The sequence below is a fragment of the Phycobacter sedimenti genome (assembly GCF_038148855.1).
GTDB lineage: Bacteria > Pseudomonadota > Alphaproteobacteria > Rhodobacterales > Rhodobacteraceae > Phycobacter > Phycobacter sedimenti.
On record NZ_JBBVGR010000012.1, the window covers coordinates 1 to 16,214 of the forward strand.

17 protein-coding genes are annotated in these 16,214 nt (G+C 61.4%); 5 read left to right on the forward strand and 12 right to left on the reverse strand.

Going from position 1 to position 16,214, the window contains the following annotated elements; translation table 11 throughout:
- Positions 1–364: 364 nt before the first annotated feature.
- The 10 genes from AADA15_RS18465 to AADA15_RS18510 form a co-directional block, all read right to left on the reverse strand.
- Positions 365–715, reverse strand: a complete 351-nt coding sequence (locus AADA15_RS18465; RefSeq protein ID WP_341643038.1) for a RidA family protein — start codon at positions 713–715, stop codon at positions 365–367.
- A gap of 45 nt (positions 716–760) precedes the next feature.
- Positions 761–1,861, reverse strand: coding sequence for an NAD(P)/FAD-dependent oxidoreductase (locus AADA15_RS18470; protein WP_341643039.1), 1,101 nt, complete (start codon positions 1,859–1,861; stop codon positions 761–763).
- Positions 1,858–2,883, reverse strand: coding sequence for a histone deacetylase family protein (locus AADA15_RS18475; RefSeq protein ID WP_341643040.1), 1,026 nt, complete (start codon positions 2,881–2,883; stop codon positions 1,858–1,860). The genes AADA15_RS18470 and AADA15_RS18475 overlap by 4 nt, the downstream gene beginning before the upstream one ends.
- Positions 2,880–3,371 (reverse strand): GNAT family N-acetyltransferase, encoded by a 492-nt coding sequence (locus tag AADA15_RS18480; protein WP_341643041.1) that lies wholly within the window; start codon positions 3,369–3,371, stop codon positions 2,880–2,882. The genes AADA15_RS18475 and AADA15_RS18480 overlap by 4 nt, the downstream gene beginning before the upstream one ends.
- The gene (gene kce, locus AADA15_RS18485) at positions 3,371–4,297 is read right to left on the reverse strand and encodes a 3,5-dioxohexanoate:acetyl-CoA acetone transferase (protein ID WP_341643042.1); all 927 of its coding nucleotides are present in this window, start codon (positions 4,295–4,297) and stop codon (positions 3,371–3,373) included. The genes AADA15_RS18480 and kce overlap by 1 nt, the downstream gene beginning before the upstream one ends.
- A gap of 3 nt (positions 4,298–4,300) precedes the next feature.
- Positions 4,301–5,638, reverse strand: coding sequence for an aminotransferase family protein (locus AADA15_RS18490; RefSeq protein WP_341643043.1), 1,338 nt, complete (start codon positions 5,636–5,638; stop codon positions 4,301–4,303).
- Positions 5,639–5,678: 40 nt separating this feature from the next.
- Positions 5,679–6,758 (reverse strand): ABC transporter ATP-binding protein, encoded by a 1,080-nt coding sequence (locus AADA15_RS18495; RefSeq protein WP_341643044.1) that lies wholly within the window; start codon positions 6,756–6,758, stop codon positions 5,679–5,681.
- Between the two features lie 65 nt (positions 6,759–6,823).
- The gene (locus AADA15_RS18500) at positions 6,824–7,966 is read right to left on the reverse strand and encodes an extracellular solute-binding protein (RefSeq protein ID WP_341643069.1); all 1,143 of its coding nucleotides are present in this window, start codon (positions 7,964–7,966) and stop codon (positions 6,824–6,826) included.
- Between the two features lie 57 nt (positions 7,967–8,023).
- The gene (locus AADA15_RS18505) at positions 8,024–8,809 is read right to left on the reverse strand and encodes an ABC transporter permease (RefSeq protein ID WP_341643070.1); all 786 of its coding nucleotides are present in this window, start codon (positions 8,807–8,809) and stop codon (positions 8,024–8,026) included.
- Between the two features lie 17 nt (positions 8,810–8,826).
- A complete protein-coding gene (locus tag AADA15_RS18510) occupies positions 8,827–9,693 on the reverse strand; it encodes an ABC transporter permease (RefSeq protein ID WP_341643045.1) in 867 nt (288 codons plus the stop codon).
- A 107-nt stretch (positions 9,694–9,800) separates the two neighbouring features.
- On the opposite strand from AADA15_RS18510, the gene AADA15_RS18515 reads away from it, so the two are divergent.
- Positions 9,801–10,766: a LysR family transcriptional regulator gene (locus AADA15_RS18515; protein WP_341643046.1), complete on the forward strand. Its 966-nt coding sequence runs from the start codon at positions 9,801–9,803 to the stop codon at positions 10,764–10,766.
- 5 nt (positions 10,767–10,771) lie between these two features.
- Here AADA15_RS18515 and AADA15_RS18520 read toward each other — a convergent pair whose 3' ends face one another.
- On the reverse strand, positions 10,772–11,128 hold the full coding sequence (locus AADA15_RS18520) for a hypothetical protein (protein ID WP_341643047.1): 357 nt from the start codon (positions 11,126–11,128) through the stop codon (positions 10,772–10,774).
- Positions 11,129–11,227: 99 nt separating this feature from the next.
- Positions 11,228–12,100, reverse strand: a complete 873-nt coding sequence (locus AADA15_RS18525) for a MurR/RpiR family transcriptional regulator (RefSeq protein ID WP_341643048.1) — start codon at positions 12,098–12,100, stop codon at positions 11,228–11,230.
- Positions 12,101–12,253: 153 nt separating this feature from the next.
- Here AADA15_RS18525 and AADA15_RS18530 point away from each other — a divergent pair, with 153 nt between their 5' ends.
- Genes AADA15_RS18530 through AADA15_RS18545 form a run of 4 tightly spaced genes read left to right on the forward strand, consistent with a single transcriptional unit; the run spans position 12,254 to position 16,213 of the window.
- On the forward strand, positions 12,254–13,039 hold the full coding sequence (locus tag AADA15_RS18530) for an N-formylglutamate amidohydrolase (protein ID WP_341643049.1): 786 nt from the start codon (positions 12,254–12,256) through the stop codon (positions 13,037–13,039).
- Complete coding sequence (locus tag AADA15_RS18535; RefSeq protein ID WP_341643050.1) at positions 13,032–13,628, forward strand: TRAP transporter small permease subunit; 597 nt, start codon at positions 13,032–13,034, stop codon at positions 13,626–13,628. The genes AADA15_RS18530 and AADA15_RS18535 overlap by 8 nt, the downstream gene beginning before the upstream one ends.
- Positions 13,628–15,130, forward strand: a complete 1,503-nt coding sequence (locus AADA15_RS18540) for a TRAP transporter large permease (protein WP_341643051.1) — start codon at positions 13,628–13,630, stop codon at positions 15,128–15,130. Before AADA15_RS18535 ends, AADA15_RS18540 begins: the two co-directional genes overlap by 1 nt.
- A 48-nt stretch (positions 15,131–15,178) precedes the next feature.
- Positions 15,179–16,213 (forward strand): TRAP transporter substrate-binding protein, encoded by a 1,035-nt coding sequence (locus AADA15_RS18545; protein ID WP_341643052.1) that lies wholly within the window; start codon positions 15,179–15,181, stop codon positions 16,211–16,213.
- Position 16,214: the final 1 nt, after the last annotated feature.

A 16,214-nucleotide genomic window follows, 5' to 3' on the forward strand; every position in this document is an offset into this window, starting at 1 on the left:
CACCAGCGCCTCAGCGCCGCCGGTGAAGGGGGTTCTAGTCCCAACACAAAATACCCGCAACCCTAAAATCAAAGAAATAGTGAGAAACGAATATTATCATTTATTTTCAGGTCATTAGATAACACCTTTCACACCCAGACACCGTAAGCTGCCATCATAGGATGCGGGAATCGGACCGTTCAACGACACGACTCGGAGGAACCTCGGCGAGTCACGTCAGGGTCGAGACTGGCACCGGAAAGAACCGCTCTGAACACCTGCTGCGCTGCCGCGTTTTCAGGCCTTTTGGGGAAGCCAAAGAATAGACAAAGCCCAGCGAACCGCCGGGCTTTGAATGCTCGTTGCAAGGCGTCGAAGCCGTCAATCAGCCTTTGGCTGCGGTGACGATGAACTCCACCAGATATTCCGGAGTGGCCAGCTTTGCTTCGCCACAGGCGCGCGCCGGAGTGTGGCCCTCGGGCACCCAGGCGTCCCAGACCTCGTTCATCTCGGAAAAGTCCTTCATGTCAGCGAGCCAGATCACGGTCTGCAGGATCCGGGTCTTGTCGCTGCCTGCCTCGGCCAGAAGCGCATCGATCTTTTCAAGGCAGTCCTTGGTCTGCTGGGCGACACTGGCGCCGGCGGTGCCGACCTGGCCCGCCAGATAGATGGTGTCGCCGTGGATAACGATCTGGCTCATGCGGGGGCCGGTGTGTTTACGGGTGATCTCGCTCATGATTTTCTGTTCCTATCTGATTTGGAGTTGCGGAATCGGGACCGATCAGGCCGCGAAACGTTGCGGGCCGACGGCAGTGGTGATGGCGTCACCGATAACGGGCGCAACCCCCTGGCACAATGCCGCTGTCATGGCTGCCAGCGCCGGGGCAGTCTGCACGCCGTAGCCGCCCTGCCCTGCCAGCCAGAAGAAGCCATCGGCGTTTGGGTCGAAACCGACTACGGGGGTTCGGTCGGGGGCAAAACTGCGCAGGCCGGCCCATGAGGCCTCGACCCGCGTCACCGGAACCGTCACTGCCTGCTCGTAACGATGCAGCCCCTCGGCCAAGACCATATCGTCGGCCCAGGCATCATGAGGGTCCACCGGGTCCTCGTCAGCTGGCGAGACCATCAGCTTTCCGGCTTCGGGCTTGGCGTACCAGTCTTCAGCGGCCGAGGCGAACAGAGGCCAGCGTGCCGGGTCGTACCCATCGGGTGCGGGAAGGATCGCAGCAGAACGGCGCAAGGGAGAGACGGGAATCGGCGAGGCGTCGGCCAACATGGCAATATCAGAGGCCCAGGCACCTGCCGCGTTGATCACGATGGGGGCAGAATAGGTGGTGCCTGTAACCGCGACATCCCACACTGGACCGTTACGGGTCAGCCCATCGATCCGCGCGTTCGTCACGATCTGACCACCACGGTGTTTCAGCGCTGTGGCATAACCCGACAGCATCCGGTCCACGTCGATATCCTGCGCATCCCATTCAATCACAGCACTCGCGATGCGTTCAGGCCGCAGGATCGGCACCAGTTCCACTGCCTGCTGAGCGGTCAGCCTCTCCAGCCCGGTGGCGCCATCGGCATAGGCATCCAAGACCGCCAGCTCACGTTCATCGGCCACCAGCATTTCGCCGCGCGGCGACAGGAGCGTGCGCTCCGAGATCCCCTCGGGCGCCTCCAGCACAGGGGCCGAGGCCGCATTCAGCGCCCTCAGTGTATCGTTGCCGTAGTTGCGGATGAAAATCGCCGCCGAGCGCCCCGTCGCGTGATAGCCGATCTGCGGCTCCGCCTCGAGCACCAGCACCGACATGTCGCGCGCGAGTTCGGCCCCGGCAGAGATTCCGGCGATACCGCCACCGATCACGATAACATCAAAGGTCTTCACGCACCCTCCTGAAACCCGGTCAGGGTTCGGGTCAGGTTCTCGCCAAGCGAGTCGGAGAGATATCCACCCTCCTGCACAAAAAGGACCGGCAGGCCCGTGCCCGCGATGGCCGCTCCGATGCGAGCGAACCCGTCCTTGGTGACGGCCAGCCCTTCGAAAGGATCGTCGATCGAGGCATCCAGCCCCAGCGCGACCACCAGCACATCGGTGCCAAAGCTCTTGACGCGCTGCAGGGCGGTGTCCAGCGTCTTGAGGTAATCATCATCCCCGGTGCCGCGTTGCAGGGGCAGGTTCAGGTTGTAGCCAAGCCCGCGCCCCTCGCCCCGTTCCTGCGCATGGCCCCAGAAGAAGGGATAGAACCGCGCGGGATCGGCATGGATCGAGACGGTCAGCACATCGTCGCGGTCATAGAAGATGCCTTGCGTGCCATTGCCGTGGTGCACATCCACATCCAGAATGGCCGGGCGCAAACCTGCGGCGCGCAGCCGTTCGGCGGCTATCCCCGCGTTGTTGAGAAAGCAGAAGCCCCCCGCCAGATCGCCAAAGGCATGGTGCCCCGGCGGGCGCGACAGGACATAGGCCGCGCGCTCCCCGTCCCGGATCAGATCGGCGCCGGTCACGGCGGATTGGGCTGACCAATAGGCTGCCTCCCAGGTGCCTTCTGCGATGGGGCAGGCGGTATCGGCCTGATGGAACCCCGCCTGCCCCACGGCTGATTTCGGATACCCATCGGTGCGACGCGCGGGATGGATGTTGGGGATCACCTCCTCACCAGAACCCGGAATGCGCTGCCAGCGGGTATAGATGGTCTCAAGGAAGGTCAGATATTCCGCCGAATGCAGTGCGGCGATAGGGCCAAGGCCTGCATCCTTTGGTGCCTCAAAGCTGCAGCCTGCGGCAACCGCACCCGCGTGCAGCACCTCGATCCGTTTCGGCTGCTCCGGGTTGGGCAGCATGGCGCCATTGGCCATGAAATGCTTGGGGTCGTGGTTCCACTGACGCTCGTCGAATATGGCTTTCATCGCTCTCCTCTCAGGGCCGCGCATCCGGCCTCATCCAGTCTCATTTCCGTTTCAGATGTAACAGGGGCAAAGCCCAGCCGCTCGTAGAACCTGCGCGAGGCCTCGCTGATGTCATAGACATTGAGCCTCAGGAACTGTGCCTGCCACCGGCGCTGCCCCTCTTGCAGCACAGCCTTCAGCAGGCCCTGCCCCAGCTTTTGCCCGCGCATTTCAGGATCGACCCAAAGGTCAGACACATAGAGCCCCGCCGCCCCGCGCATGGTGGAAAACAGCGGCATGAAAACGCTGACCCCGACCATGCGCGCCGCCGCAGGCGGCCCGGCCTCGGCCAGAACCGCGGCAAAGACCGGATCGGCGCCAAAGCCAGCGCGCAGCAGATCCGCCTCGGTTCCCCGGTGGGTATCGCCAAGGTCGGCCGAAAGCTGCTCCAGCGCCCTTTGCAGGGCGGGCACATCCCCGGCCGTTGCAATGCGAAACCGGAACTCCATCAGATCGCCGTCCGGTCCGCACCCTTGAGGCCCAGCATCGCGCGCGCCTCATCGGGGCTGGCCACCTCGCGGCCCAGATCCTCGACGATGCGGCGGATCTTGGTCACCTGTTCGGCGTTGGTCCTGGCCAGTTGCCCGCGCGAGATCATCAGGCTGTCCTCCAGCCCGACGCGCACATGCCCGCCCATGGCCGCGCCCATGGTGATCAGCGGCATCTGGTGCCGTCCCGCCGCCAGTACCGAGAACATGTAGCTGTCGCCAAACAGCTTGTCCGCGATCAGTTTCATATGGGTGAGGTTCTCCGGATCTGGTCCAATCCCGCCCAGAACGCCAAAAACGAACTGGATGAACAGGGGCGCTTTTACCAGGTCACGATCGACAAAATGCTTCAGCATGTAAAGATGGCTGACATCATAGCATTCGAACTCAAACCGCGCGCCGCGCTCCTGTCCGATCTCGGTCAGAATGCGCGCCATGTCGCGCGGGGTGTTCTTGAAGACCAGATCGTCGGAGTTTTCCAGAAACGGCTTTTCCCAAGCGTGTTTCCAGTCCGTGATCCGCTCTGCCGCCGGATAGAGCGCGAAATTCATCGTGCCCATGTTGAGGCTGCACATTTCCGGCTCGGCCATTTTGGGCGCCGCCAGCCGATCCTCCAGCGTCATCACCGCGCTGCCCCCGGTCGAAATGTTCAGCACCGCATCACTGGCCTGTTTGATGCGCGGCAGGAAGGCCTTGAAGTGATCGCTTTGGGCCGAGGGCTGGCCGGTTTCCGGATCGCGCGCATGCAGATGCAGGATCGCCGCCCCTGCCTCGGCGGCACCCAGCGCATGCTCGGTGATCTCATCCGCCGTCACCGGCAGATAGGGCGACATCGACGGCGTATGGATCGAGCCGGTGATGGCGCAGGTGATCAGGATCTTGGACATGTCTCAGCCGACTTTCAGTTCGGGGTGTATTTCATCGGTGAATTGAACCAGCGAGGCATCAAGGCCCTCGATGATCTCATCCAGATGGGTGTCGTTGACGATCAGGGGCGGGCAGACCAGTATATGGTCGCCTTCGATCCCGTCGCGGGTGCGACGGGAATAGACGATCAGCCCCTTGTCATAGGCAATATCCACGAACCGCTGATAGGCGTTCAGCCCCTTGGGCAAGGGCGCCTTGCTGGTCCGGTCCGACATGAACTCGAACGCCGTCAGCAGCCCCTTGCCGCGCACATCGCCGATGATCTCGTGTTTCTGCATCAACCCGTGCAGGCGCGCGATCAGCTTGTCGCCCATCTGAGCCGCGTTCTGGCAGAGGGCCTGCGCCTCGATCTCTTCGACCACGGCAAGGCCCGCCGCGCAAGCCAGAGGATTCCCGGCATAGGTAAAGCCATGGGCAAAACCACCCTTGTCCAACACCGGGTCGACCAGCCGTTCGTCGGCGATCATCGCCCCCAGTGGCACATAGCCCGAACCGATGCCCTTGGACATCACCACGATATCGGGGCGGGTGCCCCAATGCTCGCAGCCAAGGAAGGTGCCCGTGCGCCCGGCACCGGTCATCACCTCATCCATGATCAACAAGACACCGTATTGGTCGCAGATTTCACGGATCCGTTCCATGTACCCCGCAGGCGGAACCAGCGCGCCGGTGGAGGCCCCTCCAACGGGTTCCAGGATGAAGGCCAGAACGCTATCTGGCCCTTCGGCGAGGATCTTGGCCTCCAGCATTTTGGCGTAATGCTCCCCGTTTGCCGGATCATTGGGATCAAGCCCATCCAGATAGGCGCGCGGCGCTGGAACCTTCGGCATCTCGCGCATCATCGGCGCGAAAGGCGCCGACAGGGTCGTATATCCGGTGACCGCAAGCGCGCCCAAAGTGCAGCCGTGGTATGACGGGCTGCGGGAGATCACTTTCCAGCGGCTGTCCTGCCCCGTGGCCAGCGCATATTGGCGCGCCATTTTCATGGCGCTTTCCACCGCCTCAGATCCGCCGGAGACAAAGAAAACCTTGCTGAGGCCGTCGGGCATCAGCCCGGCCAGACGCGCCGCCAGCTGCTCCGAGGCTTCGGTTTCGAAATGCAGCCGGTAGCCAAAGGTGGATTTCTCCATCTGCCGCTGCATCGCCGCCAGCACGTTTTCGTTCGAATGGCCGATATTGCAGACCATCGCGCCGGACGATCCGTCAAGGTAGCGCTTGCCGTCCTTGTCCCACATGTAGACGCCGCGCGCCTGCTCCAGCACCGGTTTGCGGCCGCGGCCCTGATAGAAGAGATTGCTCATGCTGTGATCCCGATCGCGATCTTGTTTTGTTGGTTCGTGTTCACGCGGCTGCCAGCGCCGCGCAATCCTGCGGGCGGAAGGCGACAGTGACACTCTGCCCTTCGGCAAAGGGGCGGCCATCGATCATGTTGATCGCCTGCAGCTGGGTGTCGCCCACGCGCAGGAAATAGCGCACGGTCTGGCCCTGGTAATCGACGGTCTCGACCACGGCTTCTGCCGTGATCATGCCCGAGGTATCGCTGCCCGGTGCCATTAGCACCAGCTTTTCGGCGCGCAGCACCAGTTTTGCCGCATCCCCTGCATTGACGGCAGGCGCCTTGTCCGCAGGCACCGGAACGCTACCGAACAGTGGCACATCCAGCACGGCAGCCTCTGCATCCTTTGTCGCGCAGCCGCCCGCCAAGATGTTGGAGGCCCCAAGGAAGTTCGCAACGAATTCGCTGGCAGGGGTGTTGTAGACCTCTTCGGGAGTGCCGACCTGCTCGATCCGGCCAGCGCTCATCACCACGATCTTGTCCGACATGGCGAGCGCCTCGGACTGGTCATGGGTCACGAATACGGTGGTGACACCGATCTTGGCCTGAATGCGCTTGAGTTCCACCCGCATGTCCTCGCGCAGGTTGGCATCGAGCGCCGACAGCGGCTCGTCGAGCAGCAGCACCTCAGGCTCGATCACGATGGCGCGGGCGAGCGCAATCCGCTGTTGCTGCCCGCCGGACAGCTCCTTCGGGTAACGGTGCCCCACGTCCGGCAGCTGCACCAGATCGAGTGCGTCTTGTACGCGGCGGGCCACGTCGGATTTGGGCACATCACGGTATTTGAGGCCAAAGGCGATGTTCTCGGCCACGGTCTTATGCGGAAAAAGCGCGTAGTTCTGGAACACGATCCCAAGGTTGCGCTTGTGGATCGGCACATCGTTGACGCGCTTGCCACCGATCAGGATCTCGCCCTCGCTTGGGTCCAGCAGGCCCGCGATCATGCGCAGGTTGGTGGTCTTGCCACAGCCCGAAGGCCCCAGCAGCGTGACAAAGGCGCCCTCGGGGATCTCAAGGTTGGCCTTGTGCACAGCCGTGAAGGTGCCAAAGCGTTTGACGATATTGTTCAGGGTAACGGAACTCACGGGGGCGCTCTCCGGATGGATGTTCAAAGGTGCCCCCTCCCCGAATGGGGAGAGGGCGGGAGGGATCAGTAGCCCTTCTGGACGCGGCCAAAGGTCTTGGACCAGGCGGCCTCGTGACCGTTCCAGAAGTCCGGGTCGGCAAAGGTCAGACCCTCAAGGGTGCCGGTGGGATCAAAGGCCGGCAGGGTCGGGATCTTGTCGCCCAGATCCACCTTGGTCGGGTCGAGGGCTGTCGGGTAGTTCTGCCCTTCGGCCACCGCGATCGAGGTTTCCGGCGCCAGCATGAAGTTCAGCAGCTCCTCGCAAGCCTCCATGAGCGAGCCCTTCATGACGAACAGACATTCCTGCCAGCCAAAGCCGTTGGGCGGATCCATGTAGCCGATGTCGTGGCCCTGCTCCTGCAGCGCGTAGATGCGGCCGGACCAGGCTTCGGTCACGTAGATCTCTTCCTCGGCCAGCAGGCTCATCAGCTCGGCGCCGGAGCCCCAGTATTTCAGGCTCAGATCCCGGTGGGTGCGCACCGCATCCCAGGCCGCGTCTTCATTCGAAATCTCGTTCGGGTTCTGACCGGTTTGCAACGCCGCGTACCACATGCGGGTGCGCCAGTCGCTCCAGCCGGCGATCTTGCCCTTGTGGGCCTCGTCGATCAGGATCTTGGCGCCCTTTTCCTTCATCTCGTCATCCGAGATATGCTTGCGGTTATAGGCCAGACCGGTTGTGCCATAGTCATAAGGCACACAGGACAGCTTGCCGCCCGAGACGCCGCGGAAGACATCGACCAGTTTCGGGATCACATATTCGAGGTTGGGGATGTTCGCCTCGTTCAGCTCCGAGCTGAGGCCAAGCGCGTGATAGCGGGCATAGTCAAAGACGCCCGACAGATGCGCAATGTTGTACTCACCCGGCTGGCTGGCCTTGACGCGCGACAGGTACTCATCGCCGCCACCAAAGGTGCCGTCGACCACCTTGATGCCGGTCTTGGCGGTGTAGGGGTCAAAGGCGTGCTTGCGGAAGGCTTCGCTGACAACGCCGCCCCAACCGTCGAACCGCACCTGGTCGGTGGTGGCCGCGTGGGCGTATTTGGCAAACGGCGTGGACACGCCATAGGCAAGGCCCGCAGCGCCGATCAGCCCCAGAAAGCTGCGGCGATCGAGATCACCATTCATGTAGCGCTCGCGGGCGCGCTCATAGCGGGTAGTATTGTCCATTTTTTTGGTCATTTCAGTCTCCGTGTTGGTCTGTCTTTTTGTGAATTGAATGCGGTTCTAAGTGCCGCTTTTGCGGGCCATGGCCCGGGCGATGGCCAAACCGAGGAGCGGGAGGCCAACGGTCATCACGATCATCACCGTGCCCAGCGCGTTGATCTCGGGGCTGATCGAGTTTCTCAGCATGGCAAAAATCTGCGTCGGCACGGTTTCGACCCCACCGGGCTTCCAGAACAGAGTGCCGGTGATGTCGTCAAAGCTGATGGTGAAGGCAAAAAGCGCGCCTGCCAGAACGGCCGGCATCATCAGGGGCAGAGTGATCTGGAAAAAGGTCTGTACCGGGGAGGCGCCAAGGCTCATCGCGGCCTCTTCGACGTCGCGCTTGATCGACACGAGGCGCGCCTGCACCACCAGGATCACAAAAGGCAGCGTAAAGATCACATGCCCCGCCAGCAAGAGGCCAAAGCTTTTGTTCACGCCTAGGAAGTTCAGAAACAAGAGGAGCGCGACGGCCAGCACCACCTCGGGCACCAGAATGGGCGCGATCAGCAGCGCCGAGATCGCATTGGCCCCCGGCACCCGGTAGCGCACCAGCGCAAGGCTCGCCAGCACTCCCAGCGTGGTCGAGATCAGCGCGGTCAGCAGACCCAGAATGATCGAGGTGCGAAAGGCGCGCAGGATCGCCTCATTGCCAGCCAATTCAACGAACCAGCGGAAGGAAAAACCGGTCATGGGGAAATTGCCGAACTGGCTGGCATTGAAGCTCAGCAGCACAACGACGGCCACCGGCAGGAACATGAAGATATAGACGAGAACGGCCCAGCCACGGATCAGGGTCCAGCCCATGTTGAAACGAGTTTCCATCAGCCCAGCCCCTTCATCAGCTGGGCCATGCCCAGGTAGCGGTTGTAGATCATCACCAGAGCGCCCAGCACTGCGAGCAGCATCAGCGACAGGGCCGATCCAAGGGGCCAATTGAGCTGGGTGATGATGGCTTCAAAGACCAGATTGGCGAACATCGCATCGCGCGGCCCGCCCAGAACCAGCGGGGTGATGTAAGTTCCGGCACCAAGGACGAAACACAAGAGTCCCCCGGCAGCCAGCCCCGGCAGTGACAGCGGAAGCGTCACTTGCAGAAAGGCCTGCCACTTGGTCGCACCCAGCGAGTTGGCGGCATTTTCAAGATTGGTGTCGATGCCATCGAGGCTGACAAAGATGTTCAGGATCATGAAGGGCAGAAGGAAATGCACCAGACCCAGGATCACCGTCACCTCGTTATAAAGCATCTGGATCGGTTCACTGATGATGCCCAGTGCCATCAAGACCGAATTGAGCGCCCCCGAGACGCCAAGGATGTTGATCCAGCTCATCGTGCGGATGATGTAGCTGATCCAGAAGGGAAGCATCAGCAAGAGAAGCAGAACCGCCTTGTTGCCTTGCGAACGGGCGATGAAATAGGCCGACGGATAGCCCATCAGCGCGCAGGCCACGGTGGTGATCGCAGCAATACGCAGGGTGCTGATCAGGATGTCCCGGTAAAAGGGATCGGTGAGCGCCTCTTCCCAGTTATCAAGGTAAAACCCCGCCACATCGGCGCCGGTGGCGGTGCGGAGCCAGAAGCTGTAGACCAGAATGAACAGCAGCGGGACGAACAACAGCAGCGTCACCGCAGTCAGTGCGGGGGACAGCAGAATCCAAGGCTGACGCGCCTCTCGTTTTTCGACGGACATGGTCTTTCCCTGTTGATGCCCGTGATGCCCGGGCTTGACGTGACCATGCAAAACCTGCCCAGTATAGATCAAATAGATAATCAAAATTGTGAATATAGATGAAACCTATGACCAGTGAGGCCCGCTTTGCCCCCGACCGTATCGCCCGCGAGCTGGACTGGAACCTCTTGCGCACCTTTGTTGTTCTGGCCGAGAGCCATTCGATCACCGATGCGGCGCAGCAGCTGAGGTTGAAACAACCCTCGGTCTCGGCCGCGCTGAAGAAGCTGGAGGACCGGATCGGGCGCAAGCTGATCGACCGTTCGCCGGGTCACTATCAACTGACCGATGCGGGGCGGCTTTTGTACCGCGAAGCGCTTGATATCAATGGATCGATCCTGCGCCTTTCAACTCTGATGCGCGAACTCACGGATGAGGTGCAGGGCCATATCAAGATCGCGGTCGCCAGCCATGTGGTTTGCCCGCTGTTCGACGAGGTGCTGGCCGAGTTTCACAGCAAGCACCCCAAGGCGACCCTGTCGATCGATGTGCGCTCCAGCGCCGATGCCATTGCGGAGGTGGCCGCCAAACGCGCCTCATTCGCGCTTTGCCTGGTGCGGGATCACAATCCCAAACTGGAATACCGGCGCCTCTACCGCGAGTTTTTCGGGCTGTTCTGCGGGCCGCGGCACCCGCTGTTCGGGCGCAGGGATCTGACCGTTGCCGATCTGGCAGGTCAAAGTTCGGTCAGTTTCGAAACCGACCGTCTGCATGATGTGCTGAAACCCGTGACTGTCATGCGGGCGCAGGCGGAACTCGGCGACAAGGTGACAGGTCTTTCCAGTCACCTGGAAGAGGTGCACCGGATGATCGTGGCCGGGATCGGCATCGGCCCCCTCCCCGTCCATGTGGCAGCGCGGGATGTGCGGGACGGGCTATTGTGGCAGGTGCCGCCCTATGACGATCTGCCCGGCATCGACGTGCATGTGGTCTGGAGCCGCCACGCGGCCAAGAACCGCGCCGAAGAGCTGCTGATCGGCGGGCTGCTCGACGCCATCGAAGCCACCCCGATCGAGGATCGCACCTATCGCTGACGGCCTCAGATGGACAGGCGCCAGGCTCCGTTCACATCCTTGCAGAACTTGCGATTGATGAGGCTGGCTTTTTCGCCGCCCTCGGGGTGGGCCTTATGCTGCAGGAAAATGCAATTGCCCTGCTGATCGACAATCGTGACCTTCCCATAGGCCGCAGAGTCGGGATTGCTCCAGGCCTCTGACGTGCCTTTCTTTGGCTGCGCCACACTGTACAGCACCGCTTCTGCCTGAATCATCATCTCAAGATCCACCGGGGTGAAGCCCGATTGCGCCAGGATACGGCTCAGCGGCTTGCCGACGACGGGCGCGGCGGCCAGCATGGCAACGCTCAGGGCGGCAAGAAGTTTGGCAAAGGGGGTCATAATGCTGTGGCCTCGGTCTGAAATCTGGTCCTACGGCCAATGTGCTGCAACGGCGATCCTTTGTCCACCGGCTGACCGCCGGTGCGAAACTGTCACCGCTCAGGAAAACTTGCGAAACAGCCGCGTCATGTCGAACAGCTCATCCAGCCGTTCATAGCGTTCGCGGGTCTCATCCCAGCCTTCCTCTTGGGTGGCGGCAATCATCGCCTCCAAAAGCATCATGGTCGAGATGTTCGAATCCCAGGCCGAGGGGATTTCCACCCAGCAGTTGAAGGTATGCTGCGCGACCGAGGTGATGGGACTGGCCCATTGATCTGTGATCAGGATGATCTTCACGCCCCGCTCGGCGGCCAGCTCTGCCAGCCTTTGCAGGTTGGTCTCGTAGCGGCGCACATCGAACATCAGCAGGGTATCACCCGCTTCCATATCCAGGACGTAATGCGGCCAGGTCGCCGAGGACGACGTCATATGCGTCACGCGCTGCCGGATCGCCTGAAAATGGGTAAAGGCATAGTCGGCCAGGGCGCGTGTGATCCGCCCTCCGACCACGTACAGCCGCCCCTCGGTATCGGCCAGTTGCCGCACGGCCAGATCGAACTGCTCGTAATCGAGGTTGGAAAAGGTCTGGCCCAGGTTGTCCGTCACCGCCTGGGCAAATCTGTTCAGAAGGTGCCCTTCAGGTGCCTCGGAGGCCCAGTTCGCCCGCCGCTGCGTCGGGCCTGAAACCTGTGCCTCCAGTTCTTTGAGCAGGGCCTGGTGGAACTGCGGATAGCCCTTGAACCCCAGCTTCTGCACCATGCGTGCCACCGTCGGCGTCGAGACATCCGCATTGGCCGCAACGATGGTGATCGAGGCCAGCCCAGCCGCCGGATAGTTCTCAAGCAGGGAGTTCGCGAATTTGCGCTCGGACTGGGTCAGAGCGGAATAGTGTTCGCGGATCAACTCGCGCACGCTGGGGGTGGGTTTTGACACGGGCGATCACCTCCACAACTGATCGATCAAAAAACAGGCAGTCGCATCTGGGGGCGCCACAGAGCATCAGCGCACGCAAAAATCTTGACTGAAAGGATATTGACAGAAATACCAGCGCGTGAAAACATTTTTCCAAATTCTGGGGAGTGCCGCATGTCATCGGGCGATTCCAACGCTCAAAAAGAAGCCGTGGAGATCTTCAACGCCAATGGCGCGGGGGAGGTGCTGATCCTGTGCGAACACGCCAGCCACGATATTCCCGAGCGCTACAAAGGGCTTGGTCTGGCCGAAGAGGACCGGACCAGTCATGCGGCCTGGGATCCCGGCGCACGGGCGGTCTCGCTGGCGCTGGCAAAAGCGCTGGATGCGCCCATGGTGGCCAGCCGGATTTCGCGACTGGTCTATGACTGCAATCGTCCGCCCGAGGCCCGATCGGCCATGCCGGTGAAATCCGAAGTGATCGAGGTTCCCGGCAATGTCGGCCTCACCGACGAAGAGCGTGCGGAGCGCGTTCGAACGGTATACATGCCGTTCTGCACCGCCGTGCACGATGTCTTGTCTGCGCGCAAGGCGGCCGAACGCGATACCGTTCTGGTGACAATGCACAGCTTTACCCCGGTCTACTTCGGTGCCCAGCGCGCAGTCGAAATCGGCATCCTGCACGACCGCGACAGCCGCCTTGCGGATGCAATGCTGGCCGAGGCCCAGCGGCTGTCCCATCGCAAGATCGCCCGCAATGACCCCTATGGCCCCGAGGATGGCGTCACCCATTCCCTGCAGCTTCATGGGATCGAAAACGGGCTGGCCAATGTGATGATCGAAGTGCGCAACGATCTGCTGCGCAATGCCGAGGACGAGGCGCAGATGGCCGAGGAACTGCTCACCCTGCTGCGTCCGGCGCTGGCCGCGCTCAAGACCGAAAGGCAGCCAGATGCCTAGTTTCATTCTCCGCTATATCCGCATCATCGATGCAATGAACTGGTTCATCGGCCGCTTTGCCATGTACCTGATCTTTGCCCTGATCGGGGTGCTTCTGTGGTCTTCGGTCTCGAAAACCTTCTTCACCCCCTCGCTCTGGACGCTGGAAACGGCGCAGTTCGTCATGGTCGCCTATTACATCCTCGGCGGCCCCTATTCGATCCAGATGGGATCGAACGTGCGGATGGATCTTTTTTATGGCGGCTGGTCCACCCGCACAAAAGCCTGGGTCGATGGGTTCACCGTGCTGTTCCTGATGGTCTATCTGGGCATCCTCTTTTACGGCGCCGTCAGCTCCACCGCCTACAGCCTTGGCTATTTCGGCATGGAGCCTTTCTCCTTTTTCGGAGATCTGGTCTGGACGCTGATCACCGAGGGGCCAACCGCCGCCGCTGAGAAAATCGGATATCTTGAGCGCAGCTCCACCGCCTGGCGGCCTTTCCTGTGGCCGGTCAAATTCATCCTCTGCTTCGGTGTCCTATTGATGCTGCTGCAATGCCTTGCCGAATTGTTCCGGGATATCGGACGCCTGCGCGGAGTGGACCTCTGATGCCCTATGAAATGATCGCTCTTGTGATGTTTGCCGGCATGATGCTGATGCTGATGACCGGCCAGCGCGTCTTCGGCGCCATCGGGTTCGTCGGCGCGGTTGCGGGCCTTCTCCTGTGGGGCACCGGCGGGGTCGAAATCCCGTTCTCGGCGGCGATGAAGCTGATGAAGTGGTATCCGCTGCTGACGCTGCCGATGTTCATCTTCATGGGCTACGTGCTGTCGGAATCCAAGATTGCCGACGACCTGTACCGCATGTTCCACGTCTGGATGGGACCGGTGAAAGGCGGGCTTGCCATCGGCACAATCGGTTTGATGGTGCTGGTGTCCGCCATGAACGGCCTTTCCGTCGCCGGCATGGCCATTGGCGCAACGATTGCGCTGCCCGAGCTATTGCGGCGGGGGTATGACAAGATCCTGGTCACAGGGACAATTCAGGCGGGCTCCTCGCTTGGCATTCTGGTGCCACCCTCGGTCGTTCTGGTGCTTTATGCGATGATCGCGCGCCAGCCGGTCGGGCAGCTGTGGCTCGCAGGCGTGATCCCCGGCCTGCTGATGGCCACCATGTTCATAGTCTACATCTATATCCGCGCCCGGATGCAGCCGAACCTTGGCCCTGCAATGACGCCCGAGGATCTGGCCGAATACGACCGCGTCAGCGACCATCCCCTGCGCCTCAATCACATTATTCTGGCGGCGCTGGTGGTGATCCCGCTGGTGGTCAAATTGGGCATCGTGGCGCCAAAATCCGCCATCGGTCTGGCCTTTGGCGCGGCTGCACTGTCCTTTGTCACCCGCAAGATCCCGATGTTCTACACGGACCTGTTCCTGAAAGAGAAATACCGCCTCTTGTTCTCGGGTGTTCTGCCGCTGGCGATCTTTGCCGCGATGATGATCCCCTTCGTCAACGGCTGGACCTCTCTGGTGGAAAGCTCGGCCATTGGCGCCATGACCGCCTTTATCGCTGCCGTCCTCAAGGGGCGCATGAACAAGGAGGTGTTCGAAACCTCGGTGCGCTCCACCCTTGGGATCTCCTGCATGTTCATGTGGATCATTCTAGCCGCACTCGGGTTCGGCGCGATCTTTGACGGCCTTGGCGCGGTGAAGGCGATCGAAGACCTGTTCACCACGCAACTGGGCCTTTCCCCCTGGATGATCCTGATCCTGATGCAGCTCAGCTTCATCGTGATGGGCACCTTCCTCGATGACACCGCCATGCTGGTGATCGTCGCGCCGCTTTATGTGCCGCTGGTGGGCGCGCTCGGGTTCGATCTGATCTGGTACGGGGTGCTCTACACGATCACCACCCAGATCGCCTATATGACGCCACCCTTTGGCTACAACCTCTTCCTGATGCGCGCCATGGCCCCGCCCGAGATCGGGCTCAAGGACATCTATGTCTCCATCATTCCCTTCGTCGCGGTGATGGTGGTGGCGCTGACGCTTGTGATGCTGTTCCCGCAAATCGCCCTGTGGCTGCCGGAACTGGTCTACGGAAAATAATTAACAAGAGCCCCGTGCGGGGGCCCTATTTCAACAAGGAGAAGTAAGATGACAACAAGACGTAAGTTTCTGACCACCGCCGGCGCTGGCGCGATGGCCGCGCCGCTGGCAACACCGGCCTTGGCCCAGTCCACCATCAAGTGGCGCATGCAGACCTATGCCGGTGCGGCGCTGGCCGAACATGTGGTGAAGCCCGCCATCGACATGTTCAACAAGATCGCAGGCGACCGCATGCAGATCGAACTGTTCTATGCCGACCAGCTGGTGCCCACCGGCGAATTGTTCCGCGCCATGCAGCGCGGCACCATCGACGCGGTGCAGTCCGATGACGACTCCATGGCATCGCCAACCGAAGTCACTGTCTTTGGCGGCTACTTCCCGTTTGCTTCGCGCTATAGCCTCGATGTGCCGGTGCTGTTCAACCAGTACGGGTTGAACGAGATCTGGGACGAGGAGTATTCCAAGGTCGGCGTCAAGCATATCTCGGCCGGTGCCTGGGATCCCTGCCACTTTGCCACCAAGGACCCGATCCGTTCCCTGGCGGACCTCAAGGGCAAGCGCGTCTTCACCTTCCCGACAGCGGGCCGTTTCCTGGCGCAGTTCGGCGTTGTGCCAGTCACCCTGCCCTGGGAAGACATCGAAGTTGCCGTACAGACCGGCGAACTGGACGGGATCGCATGGTCCGGCATCACCGAAGACTACACCGTTGGCTGGGCCGATGTGACCAACTACTTCCTGACCAACAACATCTCGGGCGCATGGGCGGGCAGCTTCTTTGCCAACCAGGGCCGCTGGAACGAGCTGCCGGAAGACCTGCAGACCCTGTTCCGCGTCTGCTGTGACCAGTCGCACTACTATCGTCAGTGGTGGTACTGGGGCGGCGAAGCCTCCTTGCGCGTCAACGGCGATAAGATGCAGCTGACCTCGATCCCCGATGCCGAATGGCAGCAGGTCGAAGACGCCGCGGTCAAATTCTGGGACGAGATCGCAGCCGAAAGCCCGACCAAGGCCCGCGTCGTCGAGATCTTCAAGAAATATAACGCCGATATGACCAAGGCAGGCCGCCCCTATCGTTACGGCTGAT